Origin of the sequence: Pseudomonas sp. GV071 (genome assembly GCF_003050835.1) — a bacterium.
In the GTDB taxonomy this organism is placed as follows: domain Bacteria; phylum Pseudomonadota; class Gammaproteobacteria; order Pseudomonadales; family Pseudomonadaceae; genus Aquipseudomonas.
This window is the reverse complement of the sequence record NZ_QAOJ01000001.1, coordinates 811,651-832,688: the sequence shown is the minus strand read 5'-3', so window position 1 is coordinate 832,688 and position 21,038 is coordinate 811,651. Positions and strand designations below refer to the sequence as shown.

Below are 21,038 nucleotides of genomic sequence, written 5' to 3'. Positions count from 1 at the left end.
TCACCCTCAACGTCGCCGCAGGCATGATGGGTTGGAGCACGAGGCTAATCAGACGGCCCGGCGGGGTCCTGTAGAAAAGCTGAAGAAAGCTGATTTTTGTGATTAGCTTACCCAGCGCCGTTGTAGGACATCGTATGCGTCAGTCCGGGCCCGTCAGGTTGTGTGCGTAGTACGCCGTTCCCTTTAACGAGCCAGCCCAGCGCGAGGATGCGCAATGAACTCCCCTACTTCAGCGGGCCTCCTGCGTTTTGGCAGCTGCGAAGTGCTTCCCGGCAAACGCCTGCTGCGCGTGCACGGCCAGGCCGTGGAACTGCATGGCCGCGCCTTCGATGTGTTGCTGACGCTGCTTGAAGCCAACGGCCAGGTGGTCAGCAAAGACGAGCTGATGCAGGCGGTGTGGGCTGGGCGCATCGTCGAAGAGAACACCCTGGAGGCGCAGATTTCCCTACTGCGCAAAGCCCTCGGCGCCGAGCGTGCGGCGATCCGCACGGTGTCCGGGCGCGGCTATCAGCTATCGGCTCACGCGGAACAACCAAGCCCCCGCGACAACCTGTTTATTCCCGCCAGCGTGTCGCGGCTGATTGGCCGCGAAAGCGCCCTGGCAGCCCTTGAAGACAGCATTCGTCAGCAACGCCTGGTCACCCTGATCGGCCCCGGCGGCATCGGCAAAACCCGCTTGGCCCTGGCCTGCGCCCGTAATCTCGGTAGCTTGTTCAGCGACCGAGTGTGCCTGGCCGACCTGGCGCCGCTGTCCACCGATGAATTCCTGGTGCCGACCCTGGCCGCCGCCCTCGGCCTGGCCCCGGCCAGTGGCAGTGCCAGCCTCGAACAGATCGCCGCGAGCCTGATCGGCCAACGCATTCTGTTGGTGCTGGACAACTGCGAGCACCTGGTCGAAGCCGCCGCCACGGCCGTGGAAACCTTGCTGGTGTGCAACCGCAGCCTGCAGGTGCTGGCCACCAGCCGCGAAGCGTTGCGCATCGAGGGCGAACACCTGTTTCGCGTCGCCGCCCTGGAAGTGCCGGCCGCCGACGCCGACCCACACGCCGTGCAAGCCGCCAGCGCCGTACAGCTGTTCGAAGCGCGCCTGGAGCATGGCCACTCCCCGCTCGACGCCGTGCCGATGGCCGTCGAATTGAAAGCGCGCATCTGCCGCCGTCTCGACGGCATTCCCCTGGCCATCGAACTGGCCGCCGCTCAGGTCACCAGCCTGGGTCTGCGAGTGGTGGCCGAGCGTCTGGAAAACCAACTGGACCTGCTCGCCGGTGGCAACCGCTCGGCCCTGCCCCGTCAGCAAACCCTGCGTGCGACCCTGGACTGGAGCTTCAACCTGCTGGCCGACAACGAACGCCTGCTGTTGCGCCGCCTCGGTGTGTTTGCCGGCGCCTTTGGTTTGGAGGCCGCGCTGGCCGTGGGCGTATCCGCCGAACTGAGCGCCGACGCAGTGGTGAAAGGCATTGCCAACCTGGTGGCCAAATCCCTGCTGGCCCTGCAGCACGATCCCAGCAGCGTGAAGTACCGGCTGCTGGAAGTGACCCGCAGCTACGCCAACGAAAAACTCCGCGAGTATGGCGAAACCGCGGCCACCCACCGCCTGCATGCGCTCTATTTACTGGAGGTATTTTCCAGCGCCGCGCCGCTCTGGGAATTCGGCGCTTCACCGCGCGGCGTGGTCTGCGAAGAGCTGCAAGAAGACTTGCGCGAAGCGCTGCGCTGGACCCTCGACGAACAGCGCGCCACGGCCCTGGGTATCGACCTGACCATCGCCGCCCTGTCGTTCTGGCTGCAGCGCTCGCAAGTTAATGAATGCCTGCTCAGCGCCAACCGCGCCCTTGCCCACCTGGCCAGCCCGGAGCTGTTCGAGCGTAAGGTGATGAAGCTCAAAGCCGTGCGCGGCAAAGCCTTGCTCTATACCGGCGCCACCGACGAAACCCGCGAAGCGTTTCTGCACACCCTGGCGATTGCCGAACGCCTTGCCGACCACGACCACCAGGCGCTGGCCATCTGGGGCCTGTGGGCCCACGGCTACCTGAACGGGCCTTATCAGCAGAACCTGCGGATTGCCGAAGACTTCCTCCAGCACGCCAAGCAGCAACCAAACGCTGGCGATGAATGGGTGGCGCTGCGCATGATTGCCCTCTCCAGACTGTGCCTGGGCCAATTGCACGATGCCCGCAGCGGCCTTGAAGACGTGATGCGCGCCTACCCCGACGAGTTGCGGCAACGGCATATCCTTCGCTACGCCTACGACCAGAAAGCCGTGGCCCTGTGCGCGCTGGCTTACACCCTGTGGCTGCAAGGTTTCCCCGACCAGGCCGCCAAGGCCCTCAAAGAAGCCGAATTGCAGGCTGCCAGCACCGGTCACCTGGCCAGCCGCTGGCATGTATTGACCATGAGCACCTGCCCCATCGCCTTGCTAACCGGCGGTGTCGCGGCCCTGGCCCGACCCAGCCAACGCCTGCTGGAAGCACGCAGCTGGCACCAGCTTGGCGCCCATTCGATCGGTGCCGGACAGTTCTGGGGCGGCGAATTCTGGAGTGGTTTGTACCACCTCTGGCAAGGCGATCCGCAGGCCTACGACAGCATCATCAGCCCAGCCCTGGAGCGCCTCGGCCGGGTCCGTCATGCCTCCTACCTCGCGCCCTACACCTCTGCACTCTGCACCCTGTTGGCCCAACGCGAACGCCCGAGCGAAGCCCTGCGCCTGATCCAGATCGCCATAGCCCACGCCAGCAACGCCGACGACCAATCGGCTCTGCCCGAACTGCTGCGCTGCCACGGCGATCTGCTCCTGAATGCCGGCAATGCCGACGGCGAAGCGCTGCTGCTGCGCGCCCGGCAGATTGCCCGGCAACACCAGATGAAATCCTGGGAACTGCGCGCCACCACCAGCCTGGCCCGGCTCTGGGGCAAACAGGGGCAGTCGGCCCGCGCCAACGAAGAGCTGAGCAGCCTGCTGGCCTCGTTTACCGAGGGCTTCGACAGTGCCGACTTCGAGGCGGCGCGGCATGTGCTCAAGGCTTTGGGTTAAGCCAAGCCTGGCAATAGACAAACCTGCGGCGCTTCAGTAGCGTCTCGTCCCTGGCCATGGATGCCCCCACTGAAAAGGATTTTCGATGCTTCCGCTTCTTTCCCCTCTCGCCCTGCTGTGCCTCGCATGAACAACGCCCGTCTGGCCAAGTGGTTCAATGTGCTCATGCTGATCGTGCAAGCCGCGATCAGCATCGCGGGTTTTGCCGTAGCCGGGGCATTACTCGGAATCACCCTTGATGGCTGGCCACAGCCCTACTCCACCATTGTTCTGGCGGTATTGCTGGGGTTCCTGGCCGTTGTCGTGCATGAAGGCGGCCACTGGCTGGGCGCGCGGTTGGGCGGCATGACAGTGCTGTTTGTGCGGGCTTTTGCCCTCGAATTGCAACTGCTGAACCAAGGCGTGCGCTACCGCAAAACCCGGCGCCGCAAAGGCCAGCGCTTCGACGGCTACGTTATCGCCGCGGACAACGCCAATCGTCCGTGGCGGCGCGGGCGTCTGTGGTTTATCGCCATGGGCCCGCTACTGAATGTGCTCACTGCCGCACTCTGCGTACTGCTCGCCCTGCTCACCCTCAACACCTCTACTTCGGTAGCTGGCTGCATGCTGGCGTTTGCCGCCATCAACCTCGGTTTGGGCCTCGCCAACCTGGTGCCCACGCACCGGCAAATACACAGCGACGGCGCCCAGCTACTGGCCTGGTGGCGCAAACCCAACGAGCAGCGCCCTGACTTCGCCTACACCCGTTTGCTGGTCCTCAGCGTCGCCGGCGTCGCCGCAACAGACCTGCCCGCCGCCGATCTGGACTTGCTGGATCAACAACCCATGCCTGCGCCTTTGGTGAGCCTGTCCTATCGACTTGACTTCCTGCAGGCTGCGGGTGATTGGCCTCGCGCAGTGGCCTTGGGCGAGCAGCTGGAGCACCTAATCAATGCCAACCCCGGCGTGCGCGAAGTTGCCGCTGCCGTGATCGCCATCCTGCGCGCCGAATTGGCCTTTTGCCGAGCGATGCTGCAGCGCAACGCTGCCGGTTTGAATGTGCTGCCACGCAACCGCGATATCGACTGGTACGCCCCCACCATCGCCCCCTGCAGCCGCGCTCTGGAGGCGGCGCTAGCGGGAGACCGAGCGAGCATGGAACGTGAGTTACAGCTGGCCGAACAGCTCGCCGGCAACTCGCGAATAAAATCCGGCGTGGCCATGCAGCATGCGTTGGCGGGACATGTCAGGGCTGTGCTTCAGCCGCTGATGCGCGCCTCGGATGAGGCACTAACCGAGGCTTAAAACCTGATCTCATGACTCACCACCTCCCCCTGCGAGCGCAAGCGGCTCTGCATCTCGGTGGCAAAGCGTAAAAACACGTTCCAGAAAATGTCCTGCTTGTTGATGTTCGACCAGAAGTTCTGGCTCTCAAGGCACTTGCTGGCGTAGTAGCCGAACATGTAATAGGCCAGGTCGGCGGAGATCAGGCCGCTGTTTTTCAGTACCGCGATTTCTTCGAAGAAGGTCAGATAGGCGCGTTTTTCTTCGAAGCTCAAGCCCTGCAGTGTGGGGTCATCGAATTCCAGCAGGGCTCGAATGTCGTTGAAGGATTTGTTGCCGAAGTACTCGCCCTGTTTCTTCAGAAACATATCCGCGCGCTTCTGCGTGCCTTGCAGGACGAACTCGGTGAAGCACTTGTACAGGCCCCAGAGCGCGGCGATCACGCCGAGGCAGGTGGCCAAGTTTTTGATCAGTTCCATGGAGTTTCTCCCGCTACAGCGTTGCAGTTGACGCGGGCCGCTTACGGCGTCCACTCCACGCCATGTTCTTGCAGATAACTATCCACCGCGGCGCCAACGGTGGGCTGGAAAATGTCGCTGCCGATCTGCTCCAGCACTTCCAGGCGCAGCAGTTTGTCGCGCACCGGGTCTTTCAGTTCGGCGAAGCGCAGTTCGATGCCGGCGGCGCGCAGCTGTTGTTCCAGTTCGATCAGCATGTCAGCCGAGGTCACGTCGACGCTGGTCACCGGTTCGGCGGCAACAACGATGCGGCGCACCGGGCTGCTGGCTTCGGCAATGGCTTGCAGGACGCAGGTCTGGAACAGTTCGGCGTTGGCGAAGAACAGCGGCGCGTCCCAGCGGAACAACACCAGGCCGGGCACCCGGCGGGCGTGGGGGTAGCGGGACAGGTCGTGGTAACCACGAATGCCATCTACCCGGCCGAGCACGGCGTAATGGGGGCGCCAGCCGTCCCAGAGAAACTCGATCACCGCGATCACCACCGCCAAGCCAATGCCGGGCACCGCGCCGAGTATTGCCACGCCAACGAAACAGGTGATCGACAGCCAGAACTCCCACTGCTGAATGCGGTAGATACGGCGCAGGTCTTTGAACTCGAACAGGCCGATGGCAGAGGCAATCACCACGGCGGCCAAGGCGCTGTTGGGCAAGTGCTGGAGCAAGTTGGGGGCGAACACCAGCAGGAGGGCCACCCCCAGGGCACCGAATACGCCCGTCAGCTGCGTGCGCGCACCGGCCGCTTCAGCCACGGGTGTGCGCGACGAGCTGCTGCTGATGGGAAAGCCCTGGAACAACGCCGTTGCCAGGTTGGCCGCGCCCAGCCCGACCATTTCCTGGTTGGGGTCGACAACGGTGCGGGTTTTCGCCGCGTAGGTGCGTGACAGCACACTGGTGTCGGCGAAAGACACCAGCGCCACCGCCCCGCCGCCGATCAATACCGCGCTGAGGTCGGCCAGGTCGAACCAGGGCCAGGCAAAGCTGGGTAGCCCTTGTGGCAACGAGCCGACCACCTTGACGCCGTAGCTGGCCTGCAAATCGAACAGGCTGGCGACTGCGGTTGCTGCCACCACCGCGATGAGCATGCCCGGCACCCGCTCGAAGCGTTTCAGCAACAGGATGATGCCCAGCGTGCCGGCCCCCACGGCAAACGCGTACAGATTGCCTTGGCCGTGGAACAGCGCCTGCACCAGGGCCAGGGTGTCGCGCCCGGGCCCCTGGCTGTCGATGGAGATGCCAAACAGCTTGGGTGTCTGGCTGATCAATACCGTCAGGGCAATGCCGTTCATGTAGCCGTAGCGAATCGGCTTGGACAGCAGCTCGGTGATAAACCCCAAACGCAACAGCCCGGCGCCGATGCAGATCAGCCCTGACACCAGCGCCATGCCACTGGCCAAGGCGATGGCGCGCAGCGGGTCGCCGTCGGAAAGCGGCAGCACCACGGCGATAATGATCGCTACCAACGCCGAATCGGGGCCCAGTACCAGAATGCGGCTGGGGCCGAACAGTGCGTAGGCCAGCAGCGGCACTATGGTCGCGTACAGGCCATAGATGCCCGGCACCCCCGATGCTTCGGCATAGGCAATCCCTACTGGCACCAGCATGGCAGTGAGCACAAGGCCGGCGAGCAGGTCGTTCGGCAGCCAGCCGAGCTGATAATTACGCAGCACCTGCAGGCCGGGCAACCAGCGTTGCCAGCCGCTGTTCGGGATTGGGCTCATGGGCACGGCTCACCTCGTGGCGCTATCGGGGTTAAACCTGGGCGGGCCATGCGTCCACGCTTTTCTCCAGCTCCTGCATCACCTGCAGTGCCTCGTCGAAGTCGAACTGCTCGGTATGCTGGGCCACGCGGCGCAATTGGTCGGCCACGGTGGGGTCGGCAGTCTGGCTTTGCAGCTGACGCAGCGCGGCCAGCACTTCGGTGTCGCTCTCGGCCAGCAAGTGACGCACGGTGGCCAACTGGGCACGCAACTCGCTGCTCAGGGGTTGGGCGGCCGCTGCCGGCACGGCCGCCTGCACCTCGCCCAACACGGCCAGCCCCGCCAATACGGGCGCCAGGTAACGTTCGACCTCCTCTAACAACGTTGGCACCTGCTGCACGTCGCCGGTCTGGCTGGCGTGCTCCAGTGCTGCCGCTGCGGTGGCCACTTGCTTGGCGCCGATATTACCGGCGGTGCCGCGCAGGGTATGGGCCACGCGCGCCGCTGCGGTGCTATCGGCACTGTTGCTGGCGGCAAGGAAATCACCGCGGAAATCGCGCTGACTGGCGCGGAATTTACGCAGCAGGCGCAGGTACAGCTCCGTCTTGCCCACGCAGGTGGCCAAACCGGCAGCCAGGTCGATGCCGGGCAACTGCGCGGGCACTGTCAGTGCTGGCGGTTGAGCCACGACGGCGCTCGCCGGAACGGCGCGTTTGGCGGCCGGGTGAATCCATTTGGCCAGGGTGGCAAACATCGCGGCAACGTTGAGTGGCTTGGAAATATGGTCGTTCATGCCGCTGGCCAACGCCTGTTCGCGATCACCGTCCATGGCGTTGGCGGTCATTGCCAATACCGGCACGTCGGCAAAGCGGGCCTGCTCGCGGATGCGTTGGGTGGCGGTGTAGCCATCCATGACCGGCATCTGGCAGTCCATCAGCACGCCGTCGATGTCGCCATCCTGCTCGAGCCAATCCAGAGCCTGTTGGCCGTCGAAGGCCAGGCACACTTCAATGCCGGCATCGCCCAACAGCTCAATGGCCAGTTCGCGGTTCAATTCGTTGTCCTCCACCAACAATACCCGTGCTCCGCGCAGGCTGGTCAGCGCCTGGGCGCTCTCCTCGCCCCGCTCGTTGGCGCGGCTGTCACTTGGCACGCCACGGCCGAGGGCCTGGCCGATGGCCTCGAGCAGGGTCGAGGGGGTAACCGGTTTGGTCAGCACCTGGGGCAGCTCCACGCCCTGGCGCTCGGCCTGTTCGCGCACCTCTTCGCGGCCGAAGGCAGTGACCATGATCACCGACGGTGTATTAGGCAGGTTGGCGGCGTGCATCTGCCGCACCGTCTCCACCCCATCCATGCCCGGCATGCGCCAGTCCATCAGGACCAGGTCGTAGGCCAGGTGTTTTTCTTCGGTGTCCATCAGCATGCGCAAGGCGGTGCGGCCGCTGTCGGCGACGTCCACCTCGACACCAAAACTGCTGGCCATGCTGGAGAGAATTTCGCGGGCGCTGGCGTTGTCGTCCACCACCAGCACGCGCACCCCCAGTAATTCGTCGACGGTGAACATGCGCCGCGGTTGCGCCTCGCCCAGGCCCAGGGTGACACGGAAGAAAAAGGTCGAGCCGCTGCCTAGGGTACTCTCCACCCAGATTTCGCCGTCCATCAGCTCCACCAGGCGTTTGGAAATGGCCAAACCCAACCCGGTGCCGCCGTATTTGCGGGTGATCGAGCTGTCGGCCTGGCTGAAGGACTGGAACATGCGCGCGCACTGCTCGGCGCTCATGCCGATACCGCTGTCGCGCACCGAGAACTGCAGCTCCACCTGATGCTCGTCGCCCCCTACCCGCTCGACGCTGACCACAATTTCGCCCTGCTCGGTGAATTTGCTCGCGTTGTTGCCCAGGTTGAGCAGCACCTGGCCCAGGCGCAGCGGGTCGCCCACCAGCGCCGTGGGCAGATCGGCCTGGGTGCGGAACAGCAGTTCCAGGCCTTTGTCCTCGGCCTTCAGGCCGACCATGCTGGCGAAGCTTTCGAGCACATCCTCGAGGCGGAACGGGATGACTTCCAGACCCATCTTGCCGGCCTCGATTTTGGAGAAGTCGAGGATGTCGTTGATGATTCCCAGCAGGTTCTCGGCCGAGCGATGGACCTTTTCGATGTAATTGCGTTGGCGGTTGTCCAGGTCGGTGCGCAGCGCCAGGTGGCTCATGCCGATGATGGCGTTCATCGGCGTGCGGATTTCGTGGCTCATATTGGCGAGGAACTCGCTTTTGGCCTGGGTGGCTTCCTCGGCGACGGCCCGTGCCTGTACCAGCGCCGTGACGTCAATGTTCACCCCAGTGGCGCGCACCGGTGTGCCGTGTGCATCGCGGGTGAAGCGGCTCAGGGACTTGAACGTGCAAACGGCGCCATCGTTTTTGCGCACGATGCGAAAGTCGAATTCCACGCGGTCGCTGCCGCTTTGAATGGCGTTGTCGAAAACCGTGCTGGCGTGGTCCACGTCATCGGGATGCACCAGGGCTTGCCAGTGCGCCAAGGTGCCGCCGAATTCGCCGGTTTGCAGGCCGAACATTTTTTCCAGCTGCGGCGTCCAGTAGTTGCTGCCGCTGACCAGGTCGACGTCGAACAAGCCGATATCCCCCGCTTCCTGGGCCAGGTTGAGGCGCTCGCTGGCGGTACGCAGCCGGCTTTCCATGGCCCGCCGCTCGCTGACGTCGCGCACCGAGGCGCACACGCACACACCTCGCCCTTCCAGACGCGGCAGGTGCGACAGACCGATTTCCACCGAGAACAGGCTGCCGTCCTTGCGCACACCGTGCAGGTCTTCGGCGTCGCCGCCCATCTGCCGGGTGCCGCCGCTGGCGATAAAACCATCGCGCAAGCCCACGTGCCGCTCGCGGGCGCCTTGTGGCACCAGGCGCTCGATGCTGGCGCCGATCAACTCGCCGGGCTGGTAGCCAAACAGCGTGTCCAGTTGCGGGTTGCTCATCAGAATGCAGCCGTCGGCGCCGATCACCAACATGCCATCCGGTGCCGCCTCGAGAATGCCGCGGTACCAGGCTTCAGTGGCGCGCAATGCCACTTGCTGGGCCTCCAACGCCTGCGCCTGGTGTTCCAGTTGCAGGGCCTGGGCGCCCATTTCGTCGGCTTGGCGGCGGGTTTCCAGCAACAGGATCTTGGCCGCTTCACTGCGCTCCATAATGGCGATGGCGCCGGCCAGGCGCGGCAACACTTCTTGCAGCAGCAACGCCTGGTGATCTTGCAGGGGGCGAAAACCGGACATTTCCAGCACCCCAAGCAACCGCTCGCCACGCAGCACCGGCTGAATCAGCAAATAGCTGGCCGGGGCGGCGCCCAGTTGTGCGCGCACCTGCCAGAAGGCGTCGGGCAGATCGCTGAGTTGGCGCGGCTGGTGGTCTTGCGCGCATTGGCCCAGCAAGCCTTCGCCAAGCCCGACTTCGCCAGCCAGTGGCTGCTCGCTGTCCACCGCGTAACCACCGAGCAGGTGCAGGCGTGGCGCGCCTTCATACAGGGCGTACAACGCGCCCTGGCACATGTCCAACTGCGGCGCGATATGGCAAAAGAACGCTTGCGCCAGTTCCTCCGGCGTTTCCGCCTGTTGCAGGTCCACTTGCAGTGCCGAGGTATGGGTTTTCACCCAGCGCTGGCGCTCCAGCTGCTGCGACTCGGTTTGCAGCTTGGCAATCGCCCGCGCCAGGTCGCCGGTTTCATTCTGAAAATCGGTGTGCGGGATGTAACGATCCAGCCGCCCCTCCGCCAACTCATCCACCGCATTGCGCACGCGATTCAGCGGCTGGCGAATCGAGCGGCTGGCCAACCACGACATCAGCAGCGCCAGAGTCAGCCCGCCCAACAGCAGCACATAGGTGTTGAGGGCGCTGCGTTCGGCAAAGTCGGCAATTTCCATCGCCGTGTCGTGAATAAAGTCTTCTTTGGTTTTTGCCATCTCGCCCAGCAGCGTGTCGGCCTTGCGGCCCATGCTCTGGAACTCGTCACTGTTGAGCAGCACCAGAGCCTGGCCCTGATAACCCTTGCCGGCCAGTTCGAGGGCCTGTTCGCCATCACGCTGCAGCCGCTCGGCGAGCACTTCAAACTCCGCCAGGCGCACCAAGCTAACCGGCAGGCGCAACGTCGGCCGCGCCTGAGCCAGCGCTTGCTGCAAGCGCTGCTGGGCGTCGTGCAACTGCTCCAGCGCCTCCACCCGTACCTCACCACTGTTGGTGGACACTGCACGCTGCATGGCATGCAGCAGATGCGGCAACTGCACCCGGGCTTCGTGCAAATGCTCGAAGCCGACCAGGTCCTGGCGATACAGCTTTTGCATCTCCCGCTTCAACGACTCCTGGGTGCGCAGGCTCTGCACGCCAAGGACCAGTACCAACAACAGCAAGGCAGCAAAACTGAGCACCAGCTTGTGGAGCAAGGGTTGGCGTTCCAGCAAAGCGAGCAATCTGGCCATGGAGCTTCCTTAGTGACCGACGCTGAACAAGTAATTAACGGCGCGCGCGTTAGCTAAAGCGCTAGGGCAGTTCGGCGATACGCTCCAGCGCAGCACGCTGTTTGGCCATATCCAGATCGCTATCGGAAAAGCGCTCGGCGATGGCGCGGAATTGCTCGGTACTGCTCAAAAAGGCGTCGCAGATATCCGGATCAAAGTGCGAACCGCGGCCCTGGCGGATGATCTCCACCGCCTGCTCATGGGGCATGCCGGGCTTGTACACGCGGCGACTGATCAGCGCGTCATAGACATCGGCCACCGCCATCATCCGGGCACTGATGGGAATGTCGTCGGCCGCCAGGCCTTCGGGGTAGCCACTGCCGTCCCATTTTTCCTGATGGCCGTAGGCGATCTCTTTGGCCAGGTTGAGGAAATCCACGGAAATGCCCAATTGATCCTCGGCATGCTGAATGGCATCGCGACCGAGGGTGGTGTGGGTTTTCATCACCTCGAACTCCTCCTCGGTGAAACGCCCGGGTTTGAGCAGGATATGGTCGGGGATGCCGATCTTGCCGATGTCATGCAGCGGCGCCGATTTGAACAACAGCGCAATGGTTTCCTCAGTAAGAAAGTGGCGAAAGCGTGGGTGCTCGCGCAGCAGTTCGGCCAGCAGCTTGATGTAGTGCTGGGTGCGGCGGATGTGGTTGCCGGTCTCGTTGTCGCGGGTTTCGGCCAGTGAGGCCATGGCCTGGATGGTGACGTCCTGAATCGCCGCCACTTCGCGGGTTCGGCGCCGCACCTCCTGCTCGAGAAAATCGTTTTGATCGCGCAGAAAATCTGCCGCCGCCTTGATCTTCAGCTGAGTCTCGACCCGCGCCATCACCAGCGGCGGGCTGATCGGCTTGGTGATGTAGTCCACCGCGCCCAGCTCCAGGCCCTGGATTTCATCGGCCAGCGACGCCAGCGCGGTAAGAAAGATGATCGGAATGTCGCGGGTGCGCGGGTCCAGTTGCAGCTGTTGCGCCACCTGATGCCCCGACATCCCCGGCATCATGATGTCGAGCAGGATCAGATCTGGCAGCGACCCACCCTGCAAAATACGCAAAGCCTTCTCACCGCTGTTGGCTGCCTTGACCCGGTAATGGTCCTTGAGCAGCTCAGTCATCAGCATCAGATTGTCGGGGGTATCGTCGACCACCAGAACGGTGGCCGGTTGGAACGGGCTGGGCGAACTGTCCATTGCGGCGGGCTCCTTTTCCAGAAAGGAGCGACCACTCGCAATGCCACTCCGTTGGCAGGGAGCTTAGTTCTGTTTTAGCCCTGCTGCTATCACTGCTTACAAGCCTGGACGCTGTTCTTTCAGCACCCTGAACCGCGCCAAAAAAGGCCAAACTCTCCTGTTGATGCATTCCATGCAGGAATGGGATAGATAAAAATACAGAATTTTTGTTATCAAATGGATCGGTCTAGAGTGGCCCCAGCCCACCACCCTGGAGATCGGCCTTGCTTACCCCTGCCAGTAAATTCGACACCAGCCGCGCCAACGAATACGCCCGCCAAAGTCGCATTGCCCTCGCCGGCTACGACGCCTGCCACGAACTGGCCGCCTGCATGCTCGCCGCCAGCCTGGAAGGCAGCCAAACGGCGCGCATTCTGGTGGTTGGCGTCGGTGGCACCGCACAGGAAATCATCACCCTCGCCGCCCTTGAACCAGCCTGGCAATTCACCGCGGTCGACCCTTCCCCACCGATGCTGGAAACCGCCCGCGAACACCTGCAAGCCAACGGCTTGTTAGCCCGCACCGAACTGCTGCTGGGCACCGTCGACGACCTGCCAAGCGAACCCACCTTCGACGCCGCCACCCTGATTGGCGTACTGCACCACATCCCCGGCGACGAGCCGAAACAACAATTACTGCGCGCCATCCACAGCCGCCTGAAAACCAATGCGCCATTAATAGTGGCCGCCAACCACCACGCCTACGCCAGCCAACCGCTGCTGCTTAACGCCTGGGGCCAGCGCTGGCGACAGCAAGGCGCCAGCGCCGATGAAGTGCAGGCCAAACTGGGCAAGATTCTGCAAGGCGCCGATCCGCCCCACTCCGAAGCGGCCGTGCAGCAGTTGCTGCAGGAGAGTGGCTTTGGTGAGGGGCTACGGTTTTTCAGCAGTTTGTTTTGGGGGGCGTGGCTGACGTATAAAAGCTGACTGGATCTGGACCGTCGCTAATCAATTGGCGACCTGAGCACTTTTGAACATGGAGCGTTTTATGCCCGCACGTTTTGCTTGCCGAGCCCTGCTCGCTGCACCGTTTTTTGTCCTGCTAACCGGTTGTATCACCTACCGCATCGAGCAAACCGCCATCGATGAAACGGTTGCCGCCAAGGTAACCCGCGACTCCGAGCTTCAGGTCAGCAAAACCAGCAACCTCCACAGCGGCATGCAGTGTTTTGAGCCAATGTTGATGGTAGTGACGTTCGGAATAATCCCCGCGCAATGCGTGAACACCTACGAGGCTCGGCTGCTGGCCCCAACCGGCGCCAGCAGCCAAGCGTTGGGCAGTTACGCCGTTACCAGCTACAACGGTTGGGTGGCGTTGTTGATGGCGCCGTTGCCGCAATGGCAATACGGCCACATGGGTAAGGCGGATGTGGCGATCAAGCAGTGGGTTCTGAGCTGGCGCGACGGCGAGTAATTGGCCGTCTCGAGATTAGGACGGCGCACCAGCTACTACAGCGGAGACAAGTTCGAGTCGTTCTCCACGCCCATTGAAGCCTGACGAATTGCGAGACGATACGTCGCGAAAACGGTGCTCAGCATTACGAGTAGCGCTACAAGCATCGTGACCACAATACCGGTGGTGCTAAGTAGAAACTTAAGCGTGGGGTCCATGCCAGGGGTGGCCCCAGCTTGGCGAGCAAGAACGATTGCTCGGGCTTTGGTTGCAACCTCCACCTTCATCAGTCCATAGGCGGCACGTTTGATGTTCTCGCCCACACCATTGTTCGGGACCTCAATAAAGGTGTCTTTGTACAAAGCCACAGCCTGCTGGCAGATGTAGTCCTTGTTGACGTCACCGCTCTTGGTCGCGTCGATGCACAGCGTCAGATAGTCGATTGTTTTCCGGTCGCGGTTTTCGGCGCTCAACGAGCCGTACCGATCGGTGTGTTCGTCGGAGATTCTGCTGTACTCGCTGACGAGGTAGGTAAGGTAGGTGACGTAACTAGCCAACACCAACATGCCGACGACAGCCACGAACAGCACCCGGCTCCACGCGCGTTTTGCGGCCTTCGCAGCAACCAGCTGACCTACTCTCGCCACTTCCGCAGCATCTTCACTCCAGTCTTTCAAATTTCCCATGACACTCTCTTATCCGTTGAGTTGCTGATCATCGATTATCTGAGATCGGAGGCGCTACTCGTTTGAGCGCCCTGATGAGTAAAGCGACCCCGCATGCAGAAGGATTAAACTGCCGTCGTGGTTGAGTTAGCGTGAGCGGATTTCTTAGCAGCCGCTGACTGCCAAACCCTCGCTAGCCAAGAGAGTCTGGCTAGTTGCGAACTCGGAACGTGCGTGAATAACTAATCTCCCCCGTCCAACCGTATCAACCCATCCACCGCCACACTCCCCCGCTCCCCCACCAACAACGGATTCACATCCAGCTCCAGCAACTGCCCTACGTTTTCACAGGCATAGTCAGCAACGGCACCAATCGCCCTTACCAGGGCATCCATATCCGCCACCGGCCGCCCGCGAAACCCTTGCAGCAGCCCCACGCTACGCAACCCCAACAATGCCGCGCGAATCGCTGCTTCGTTGGTCGGCAAGAGCAAGCTACGGCTGTCCTTTAGCAGTTCTACCAACACCCCACCCGCGCCAATCACTAGCGCCAGGGCAAAGCCGTTTTCGCGTTTAACGCCGATGATCAGTTCCGCCAGTGGTGCTGCCGCCATGGGTTCCACCAGCACCTGGTCGAACGCCACTCCCGGCGCATAGGCAGCGATGCGACCGCGCATTTCTTCCAGGGCAAGTTGCAGCGCTTGCGGGGTGGCGAGGTTGAGGGCCACGGCGCCGGCTTCGGTTTTGTGTGGCAGGTGGCTGCTGACGGCTTTGAGCACCAGGGGGTAGCCGACCCGTTGGGCGGCGGCCAGGGTGCGTTCGGGGGTGGTTAGTTCGCCAGCTGGAACCGGCAGGCCAAAGGCGCTTAATGCCTGTTTGGATTGCCATTCGTTGAGCACCACGCCCTCGCCGGCCAATGGCTGCGGGCACAGGGGCAGCAGCGCCGATTCGCCACGGGCCAGCAGCAGCTGGCGGTTGCTTTGGTAGTGGGCGATTTTGCCCCAGGCGGCCAGGCCGTCTTCGACGCCTTGCAGGGCGGCGATGCCTAGTTGATGCAGGCGTTCGCGGGCGCTGGCGGGGAGCAGTTCGGGGAAGGCCGAGGTAACGAAACCGACTTTGCCGTGGCGGGCCAATGCCTCGCTGTAGAGCTGCAGCAGCAGGTCGCACTCGTTGCGCTCGCCAGTGGTTTCGCTGGGGTAGTCGAGCACGAGCACCGCAGCGTCGGCGTCCGTGCGCAGGGTGCTGTCGAGCATCTGTTGCAGGGCTTCGCCGTCGCCCCAGATGGCGGTGGTGAAGTCCAGTGGGTTGACCAGGTTGGCGTAGCTGGGCAACACCTGGGTGAGTTCGCTGCGTTGGCCGTCGTCCAGCGCCGGCAGCTGCAGGCCATTGCGTTCGCTGTAGTCGGCGAGCAGGCCGGCGTCGCCGCCGGAACAGGCCAGGGCGATCAGGCGGTTGCCGGCGGGCAGGTTGCCGCAAGCGGCGGCTTTGAGGGTTTCGACGAAGCTCACCGGGCCGCTGACGCGGATTACCCCGAGGCGTTCGAACAGGCTGTCGTAGAGGGCGTCGGAGCCGGCCAGGGAGCTGGTGTGGCTGAGCGCCAGTTGTGCGCCGAGCTGCGACACGCCAGTTTTCAGGGCGATGATCGGGATGCCTTTGACCAGGGCCTTGTGCGCCGCCGCAGCAAAACCGGGGACGTTTTTCAGGCCTTCGAGGTGCAGGCCGATGGCGGTGACGCGCGGTTCATCCAGCAGCACGTCCATCAGCTCGGCGACGCCGATTTGCGCCTGGTTGCCGACCGAGGCCATGTAGGCGATCGGCAGCGAGCGGTCGCTCATCGACAGGTTGTAGGCGAAGTTACCGCTCTGGGTCAGTACCGCCACGCCCTTCTCCACCGGTTTGCCGCCGTGGGCCACGGGCCACAGGGCCGCGCTGTGCAGGTAGTCGAGCAGGCCGTAGCAGTTGGGGCCGAGCACGGCCATGTCGCCGGCGGCGTGCAGCAGTTGGTGTTGCAACGCGGTGCCCTCTTCGCCGGTTTCGGCAAAACCGGAGGCGTAGCAGATGGCGCCACCAGCACCTTTGGCGGCCAGTTGCGCGACGCAGTCGAGGGTCAGTTCGCGGTTGGTGGCGACGAATACGGCGTCCGGGCCGCAGGGCAGTTCAGCGACGCTGGCGACGCAGGGCACGCCCTCCAGTTCAGGGTGTTGCGGGTTGACCAGCCACAGCTCGCCGGGATAACCGCCGTCGCGGCAGCGTTTGAGGGCGCGGGCCATGCTGCGCCCGCCGATAAAGGCCAGGTGCCGTGGGGCCAGCAGGCGTTTGAGGTTGTCACGCAGGCTCATGTTCGCTCCCCCTTTATCAGCGCAGCAGCGGCCGCAGCAGTTCGCGGGAAATGATGTGGCGCTGGATTTCCGAGGTGCCTTCCCAGATCCGCTCGATCCGCGCGTTGCGCCAGATGCGCTCCACCGGGCCTTCGTCCATCAGGCCCATGCCACCAAAAATCTGCACCGCCTCATCCGCCACTTTGCCCAGCACTTCGCTGGCGAACAGCTTGGCCATGCCGGCTTCGCCATCGGTCATGCTGCCCTGGTCCATTTTCCAGGCGGTGTGCAGGGTCAGCAGTTCGGCGGCGCGAATCTGCGTGGCCATGTCGGCGAGCTTGAACGACACGCCCTGGTAGCTGCCGATAGCCTGGCCAAACTGTTTACGGTCGGCGGCCCATTGCAGCGACACATCGAGGGCGCGCTGGGCCTGGCCCACGCAGTTGGCGGCGACCATTACGCGGCCAGCGGTGAGCCAGGCGTTGGCCACTTCCCAGCCTTTGTCGACTTCACCGAGCACCTTGCTGGCCGGCACGCGGCAGTCGTCGAAGAACATTTCGAAGGTGTGGTAACCACGGTTGCTCACGCACTTCGGGCCGCGGCGGATGGTCATGCCGGGGGTGTTGCGGTCGACCAGAAACGAGGTCACGGCGTTACGTTTGCGGCCGTTGTGCTCGTAGCTGTCGGTGACGGCGAAGACGATGGCGAAGTCGGCATGCCCGGCGTGGCTGATGAAGTGCTTGCTGCCGTTCAGAATGAAGTCATCGCCGTCACGCACGGCGCGGGTTTTTATCGCGTTGGCATCCGACCCTGCGCCCGGTTCGGTGAGGGCAAAGCAGTCGACTTTTTCGCCCTGCACGCACGGCAGCAGGTAGTCCTCGATCTGTTGGCCCTTGCAGGCCATCAGGATTTTCGACGGCCGGGCGACAAACACATGCACGGCCCACGAGACCTTGGACAGCTCGCGCTCGATCAGCGCCTGCGACAGGTAATCGAGGCCGCCACCGCCCACTTCCTCCGGCATGTTGAAGGCGTAAAAGCCGGCGGCGATGGCTTTGCCGCGGATCTCGGCAGCCAGTTCCGGCGACACTTCATCGGCGCGGTCGACGGCTTCTTCGTGCGGCAGCAGCTCTTTGGCGACAAAGCTGCGCACGGACTCGACCAACATTTCTTGTTCTTGCGTGAGTTGGAAATTCATAACGTCCCCGGCTGTTTCACGAGTTAGCGGTTGTTCGAATCAGCGGCCGATAAAACGCGGCGCACGTTTTTCCAGGCTGGCGCGCAACGCTTCGGCACCGTCGGCGCTGCGCCCACACAGCAGGCCAGCGGCTTGCTCGGCGTGCAGGTGCGCTGGCAGGTCGCGGTGGGCGCCGTCGCGGATCAGTTGTTTGGTTTGCGCGAAGGCGAAGGTCGGGCCGTTGGCCAGGCGTTGCGCCAGTTCGGCAACCACCGCTGGCAGTTGCTCATCGGCGCACAGCTCGCCGACCAGACCGGTCGCCAACGCACGCTCGGCGCCCCACAGTTCATCGAGAAACAGCAGCCGTTTGGCTTGCTCGCTGCCGATCAGCCGTGGCAAGTGCCAGCTGGCGCCGGCATCCGGGGCATAGGCCATGCTGGTGTAGCCGGCCTTGAAACGTGCCGACTGCGCGGCCACGCGCAGGTCGCAGCACAAGGCCAGGTCCATGCCGGCGCCGACGGCGGTGCCGTTGATGGCGGCGATGGTCGGTTTGTTCAGGCTGTGCAGGCGCGCCATCAGGCGGTGCGCGGCTTCGGTCCAGCCGTAGCTTTCCAGCTCACCACGGGCCTCGGCGGCGGCCCATTCGGCCAGGTCGGCACCGGCGCAGAAGCTGCGGCCGTTGCCGGTGAGCACGACAACGCGCACCTCGGGGTCATCGTTCAGTGTTTGCAAGGTGTCGTGCAGGAAGTTAAGGGTTGGAATGTCGAGGGCGTTGCGTTGCTCGACGCGATTGAGGGTCAGGTGGGCTATGCCGGCTTCTTTTTGGCAAAGCACAGCGAGCTGCGTGGTCATAGGCGGCCTCGAAAAAGTGGGTCTGGTAAAGGGTGCGTGGCGCGGTGGGCGTCAGCCCTGGCGTAACCAGTCGATGAACTGGGCGAACAACTCCGCTTGCGAGTTGACCCCCAGTTTCAGGTACAGGTTTTTGCGGTGCATGCGCACGGTTTCCGGGGAGATCGCCAGCTCATAGGCCGCAGACTTCACCGAATGGCCGCGCAGCACCATATGCGCCACTTCGCGCTCGCGTTCGGTGAGCAGGTCACAACCAAAATTGTTGAACGCCACCTGAATGCGCTGGCTGAGCACCGCGTGGTCATGCTCAGAACCGGCATCCGCAGCGACGCTCTGTTGCAACCAATGGCGGCCGAACTGGGCCAGTACTTCGCGCACCATCGGCTGCATCGCGCGCAGCAGGTTGAGTTGCTCGGGCGCCAGGTTTTGCGCGCCCATGCCCTGGAACAGGCTGACGGAAATCTTGCTGTGGCTGTCGAGGTTGACGATGTAGTAGCTGTCTTCCGCGCAGCCGATTTCCAGGTAGTAGTTCTTGTAGTACTCGCTGCTGAAAAAATCGTCCGGGGCGATTTCGGTCAGGTGGTAGAACCCCTCGGCCAGGCCGCTTTCCACGGCCAGGCAGAACGGGTCGAGCAGGTAGCCGCCGGAGAAATAACGGTTGATCATCCAGTCGCGGTACCGCTCGGGAATGCCTTGCTGGTAAAGCAATTGCGGTGGCTGGTCCTGGCGTTCCAGGCTGATCATCAGCGACTGCACCGGCACCAGGTGGCCCAGGGCATTGGCCAGGTGCGTGAGCGCCTGTAAGCCTTCGACCTGGGTCAGAGCCTGTTGCAGTTCACTGTGCCACTGGCGCAAGGCGCTCAGCGGCAGCGAAACCATAGAGTCATCGGCGTTATTCATGGCCCGCAGTCTATGCAGGCGCTCGGAGTGCCGTAAAGCCATGGATACACTCATGGTCACTGCCCCGCGTACTGGCCAGCGAGGCTCAGCTCATCGGCCACTTCGAGAATGCACTCGCGCAAGGTTTCAACGATCTCGTCAACCTGGGCGCGGGTGATGATCAGCGGCGGCGACATCACGTTGAGGTGCACCATCGGCCGTACCAGCAGGCCGCGAGCCTGGGCCTTGGTGTGAATCTTCTCGCCGATGTTCAGCGCTTCCGGGAACAGCGCCTTGCTGCGTTTATCCGCGACGAACTCGACACAGGCCATGAGTTTTTTGCAGCGCACATCGCCCACCAACGGCAACTCGCGCAGGGTCGCCAGGCGCTGCTCCAGGTAACCACCGACATCATTGACGTGGGCCAGCAGGTTTTCCCGCTCGATGATCTCGATGTTCTTCAGCGCCGCGGTGCAGCACACCGGGTGGCCGCTGTAGGTGAAGCCGTGGGTGAAGCAGCGGCCCTTGCCCGGCTCGTCGATCACCTTCCAGATGCGCTCGGAGAAGATGCACGCGCCCAGTGGCAGGTAGGCCGAGGTCAGGCCCTTGGCGGTGGTGATGATGTCCGGCTGCACACCAAACAACGCCTCGCTGGCGAAGAAGGTACCGAGGCGGCCAAAGGAGGTCACCACTTCGTCTGCCACAAACAGAATGTCGTAGGTCTGGCACACCTCCCACATGCGTTTCAGGTAGCCGGCGGGCGGGATGATCACGCCACCGGAGCCCATGATCGGCTCGGCAAAAAACGCCGCTACCTTGTCGGCGCCGATGCTGAGGATCTTGTCTTCGAACTCGGCGATCAGGTAGTCAACAAACTGCTCCTCGTTCATCCCCTGGGGTGCGCGGTAGGGGTTGGGGTTTGAGATGTGGTGAATACGCTCGTTGCCGTAGTCGAACTCCGGCACGCGGTCGGCGGCCTTGTTGCCGATCTGCATGCACAGCGTGGTGGAGCCGTGGTAGGCGTTGTAACGGGCAATGACGTGTTTCTTCTCCGGCTTGCCGCGGCAGTTCTGGTAGTACTGGATCAGCCGGTAAGCCGTGTCCACGGCGGTGGAGCCGCCGGTGGTGAGAAACACATGGTCCAGGTCGCCCGGTGCCAGGCTGGCGAGCTTTTTACACAGGTCGATGGCGACGTTGTTGGCCATGTCGCAGAACGGGTTGGCGTAGGCCAGCTTGCGCACCTGGTCGGCAATTGCCAGGGCCATTTCTTCACGGCCCAAACCGATGTTGGTGCACCACATGCCACCCACCGCATCGAGGAAGCGGTTGCCAGCAGTGTCGTAGATATAGGCGCCCTCACCGGCCACAATGTTCAGCGCGCCCTGTTCACGGTGCTCATCGAACACGTGGTAGCCGTGCATGTAGTGCGCCTTGTCGGCTTCGACCAGGTCCGCGTTTGCAAAGCCATCAAAAAAAGCCTGAGTTGGAGTAGCCATAACCGTTACCTGCACAAC

14 protein-coding genes are annotated in these 21,038 nt (G+C 63.1%); 4 read left to right on the top strand and 10 right to left on the bottom strand.

Going from position 1 to position 21,038, the window contains the following annotated elements:
* The first annotated feature begins 214 nt into the window (after window positions 1–214).
* Both C8K61_RS03665 and C8K61_RS03660 read left to right on the top strand, forming a co-directional pair.
* Entirely contained in the window at window positions 215–3,031 is a 2,817-nt protein-coding gene (locus C8K61_RS03665; RefSeq protein WP_108094806.1) for a winged helix-turn-helix domain-containing protein, read from the top strand.
* Between the two features lie 126 nt (window positions 3,032–3,157).
* Entirely contained in the window at window positions 3,158–4,315 is a 1,158-nt protein-coding gene (locus C8K61_RS03660) for a hypothetical protein (protein ID WP_108094805.1), read from the top strand.
* Here C8K61_RS03660 and C8K61_RS03655 read toward each other — a convergent pair.
* The 4 genes from C8K61_RS03655 to C8K61_RS03640 form a co-directional block, all read right to left on the bottom strand.
* Window positions 4,312–4,773 carry a hypothetical protein gene (locus C8K61_RS03655; protein ID WP_108094804.1) on the bottom strand — a complete coding sequence of 154 codons (462 nt, stop codon included), beginning with the start codon at window positions 4,771–4,773 and terminating at the stop codon, window positions 4,312–4,314. The two genes, C8K61_RS03660 and C8K61_RS03655, sit on opposite strands and share 4 nt — an antisense overlap.
* A 41-nt stretch (window positions 4,774–4,814) precedes the next feature.
* Window positions 4,815–6,530, bottom strand: coding sequence for a SulP family inorganic anion transporter (locus tag C8K61_RS03650; RefSeq protein WP_108094803.1), 1,716 nt, complete (start codon window positions 6,528–6,530; stop codon window positions 4,815–4,817).
* Between the two features lie 31 nt (window positions 6,531–6,561).
* Window positions 6,562–10,986: a response regulator gene (locus C8K61_RS03645; RefSeq protein ID WP_108094802.1), complete on the bottom strand. Its 4,425-nt coding sequence runs from the start codon at window positions 10,984–10,986 to the stop codon at window positions 6,562–6,564.
* Window positions 10,987–11,047: 61 nt separating this feature from the next.
* Entirely contained in the window at window positions 11,048–12,205 is a 1,158-nt protein-coding gene (locus C8K61_RS03640) for a two-component system response regulator (protein ID WP_108094801.1), read from the bottom strand.
* Window positions 12,206–12,468: 263 nt separating this feature from the next.
* Between C8K61_RS03640 and C8K61_RS03635 the strand changes: the two genes are divergently transcribed.
* The gene (locus C8K61_RS03635; RefSeq protein ID WP_108094800.1) at window positions 12,469–13,170 is read left to right on the top strand and encodes a class I SAM-dependent methyltransferase; all 702 of its coding nucleotides are present in this window, start codon (window positions 12,469–12,471) and stop codon (window positions 13,168–13,170) included.
* A gap of 61 nt (window positions 13,171–13,231) precedes the next feature.
* Entirely contained in the window at window positions 13,232–13,657 is a 426-nt protein-coding gene (locus C8K61_RS03630) for a hypothetical protein (protein ID WP_108094799.1), read from the top strand.
* 35 nt (window positions 13,658–13,692) lie between these two features.
* Here the strand turns inward: C8K61_RS03630 and C8K61_RS03625 are convergent, their stop codons facing one another.
* The 6 genes from C8K61_RS03625 to C8K61_RS03600 form a co-directional block, all read right to left on the bottom strand.
* Entirely contained in the window at window positions 13,693–14,322 is a 630-nt protein-coding gene (locus C8K61_RS03625) for a hypothetical protein (RefSeq protein WP_108094798.1), read from the bottom strand.
* Between the two features lie 221 nt (window positions 14,323–14,543).
* The gene (locus tag C8K61_RS03620) at window positions 14,544–16,640 is read right to left on the bottom strand and encodes an acetate--CoA ligase family protein (protein WP_108094797.1); all 2,097 of its coding nucleotides are present in this window, start codon (window positions 16,638–16,640) and stop codon (window positions 14,544–14,546) included.
* Between the two features lie 16 nt (window positions 16,641–16,656).
* Complete coding sequence (locus C8K61_RS03615) at window positions 16,657–17,817, bottom strand: acyl-CoA dehydrogenase family protein (protein ID WP_108094796.1); 1,161 nt, start codon at window positions 17,815–17,817, stop codon at window positions 16,657–16,659.
* Window positions 17,818–17,856: 39 nt separating this feature from the next.
* Window positions 17,857–18,648, bottom strand: coding sequence for an enoyl-CoA hydratase/isomerase family protein (locus C8K61_RS03610; RefSeq protein WP_108094795.1), 792 nt, complete (start codon window positions 18,646–18,648; stop codon window positions 17,857–17,859).
* A gap of 51 nt (window positions 18,649–18,699) precedes the next feature.
* Window positions 18,700–19,545 carry a response regulator transcription factor gene (locus C8K61_RS03605; protein WP_108094794.1) on the bottom strand — a complete coding sequence of 282 codons (846 nt, stop codon included), beginning with the start codon at window positions 19,543–19,545 and terminating at the stop codon, window positions 18,700–18,702.
* 56 nt (window positions 19,546–19,601) lie between these two features.
* Entirely contained in the window at window positions 19,602–21,020 is a 1,419-nt protein-coding gene (locus tag C8K61_RS03600) for an aminotransferase (RefSeq protein ID WP_108094793.1), read from the bottom strand.
* Window positions 21,021–21,038: the final 18 nt, after the last annotated feature.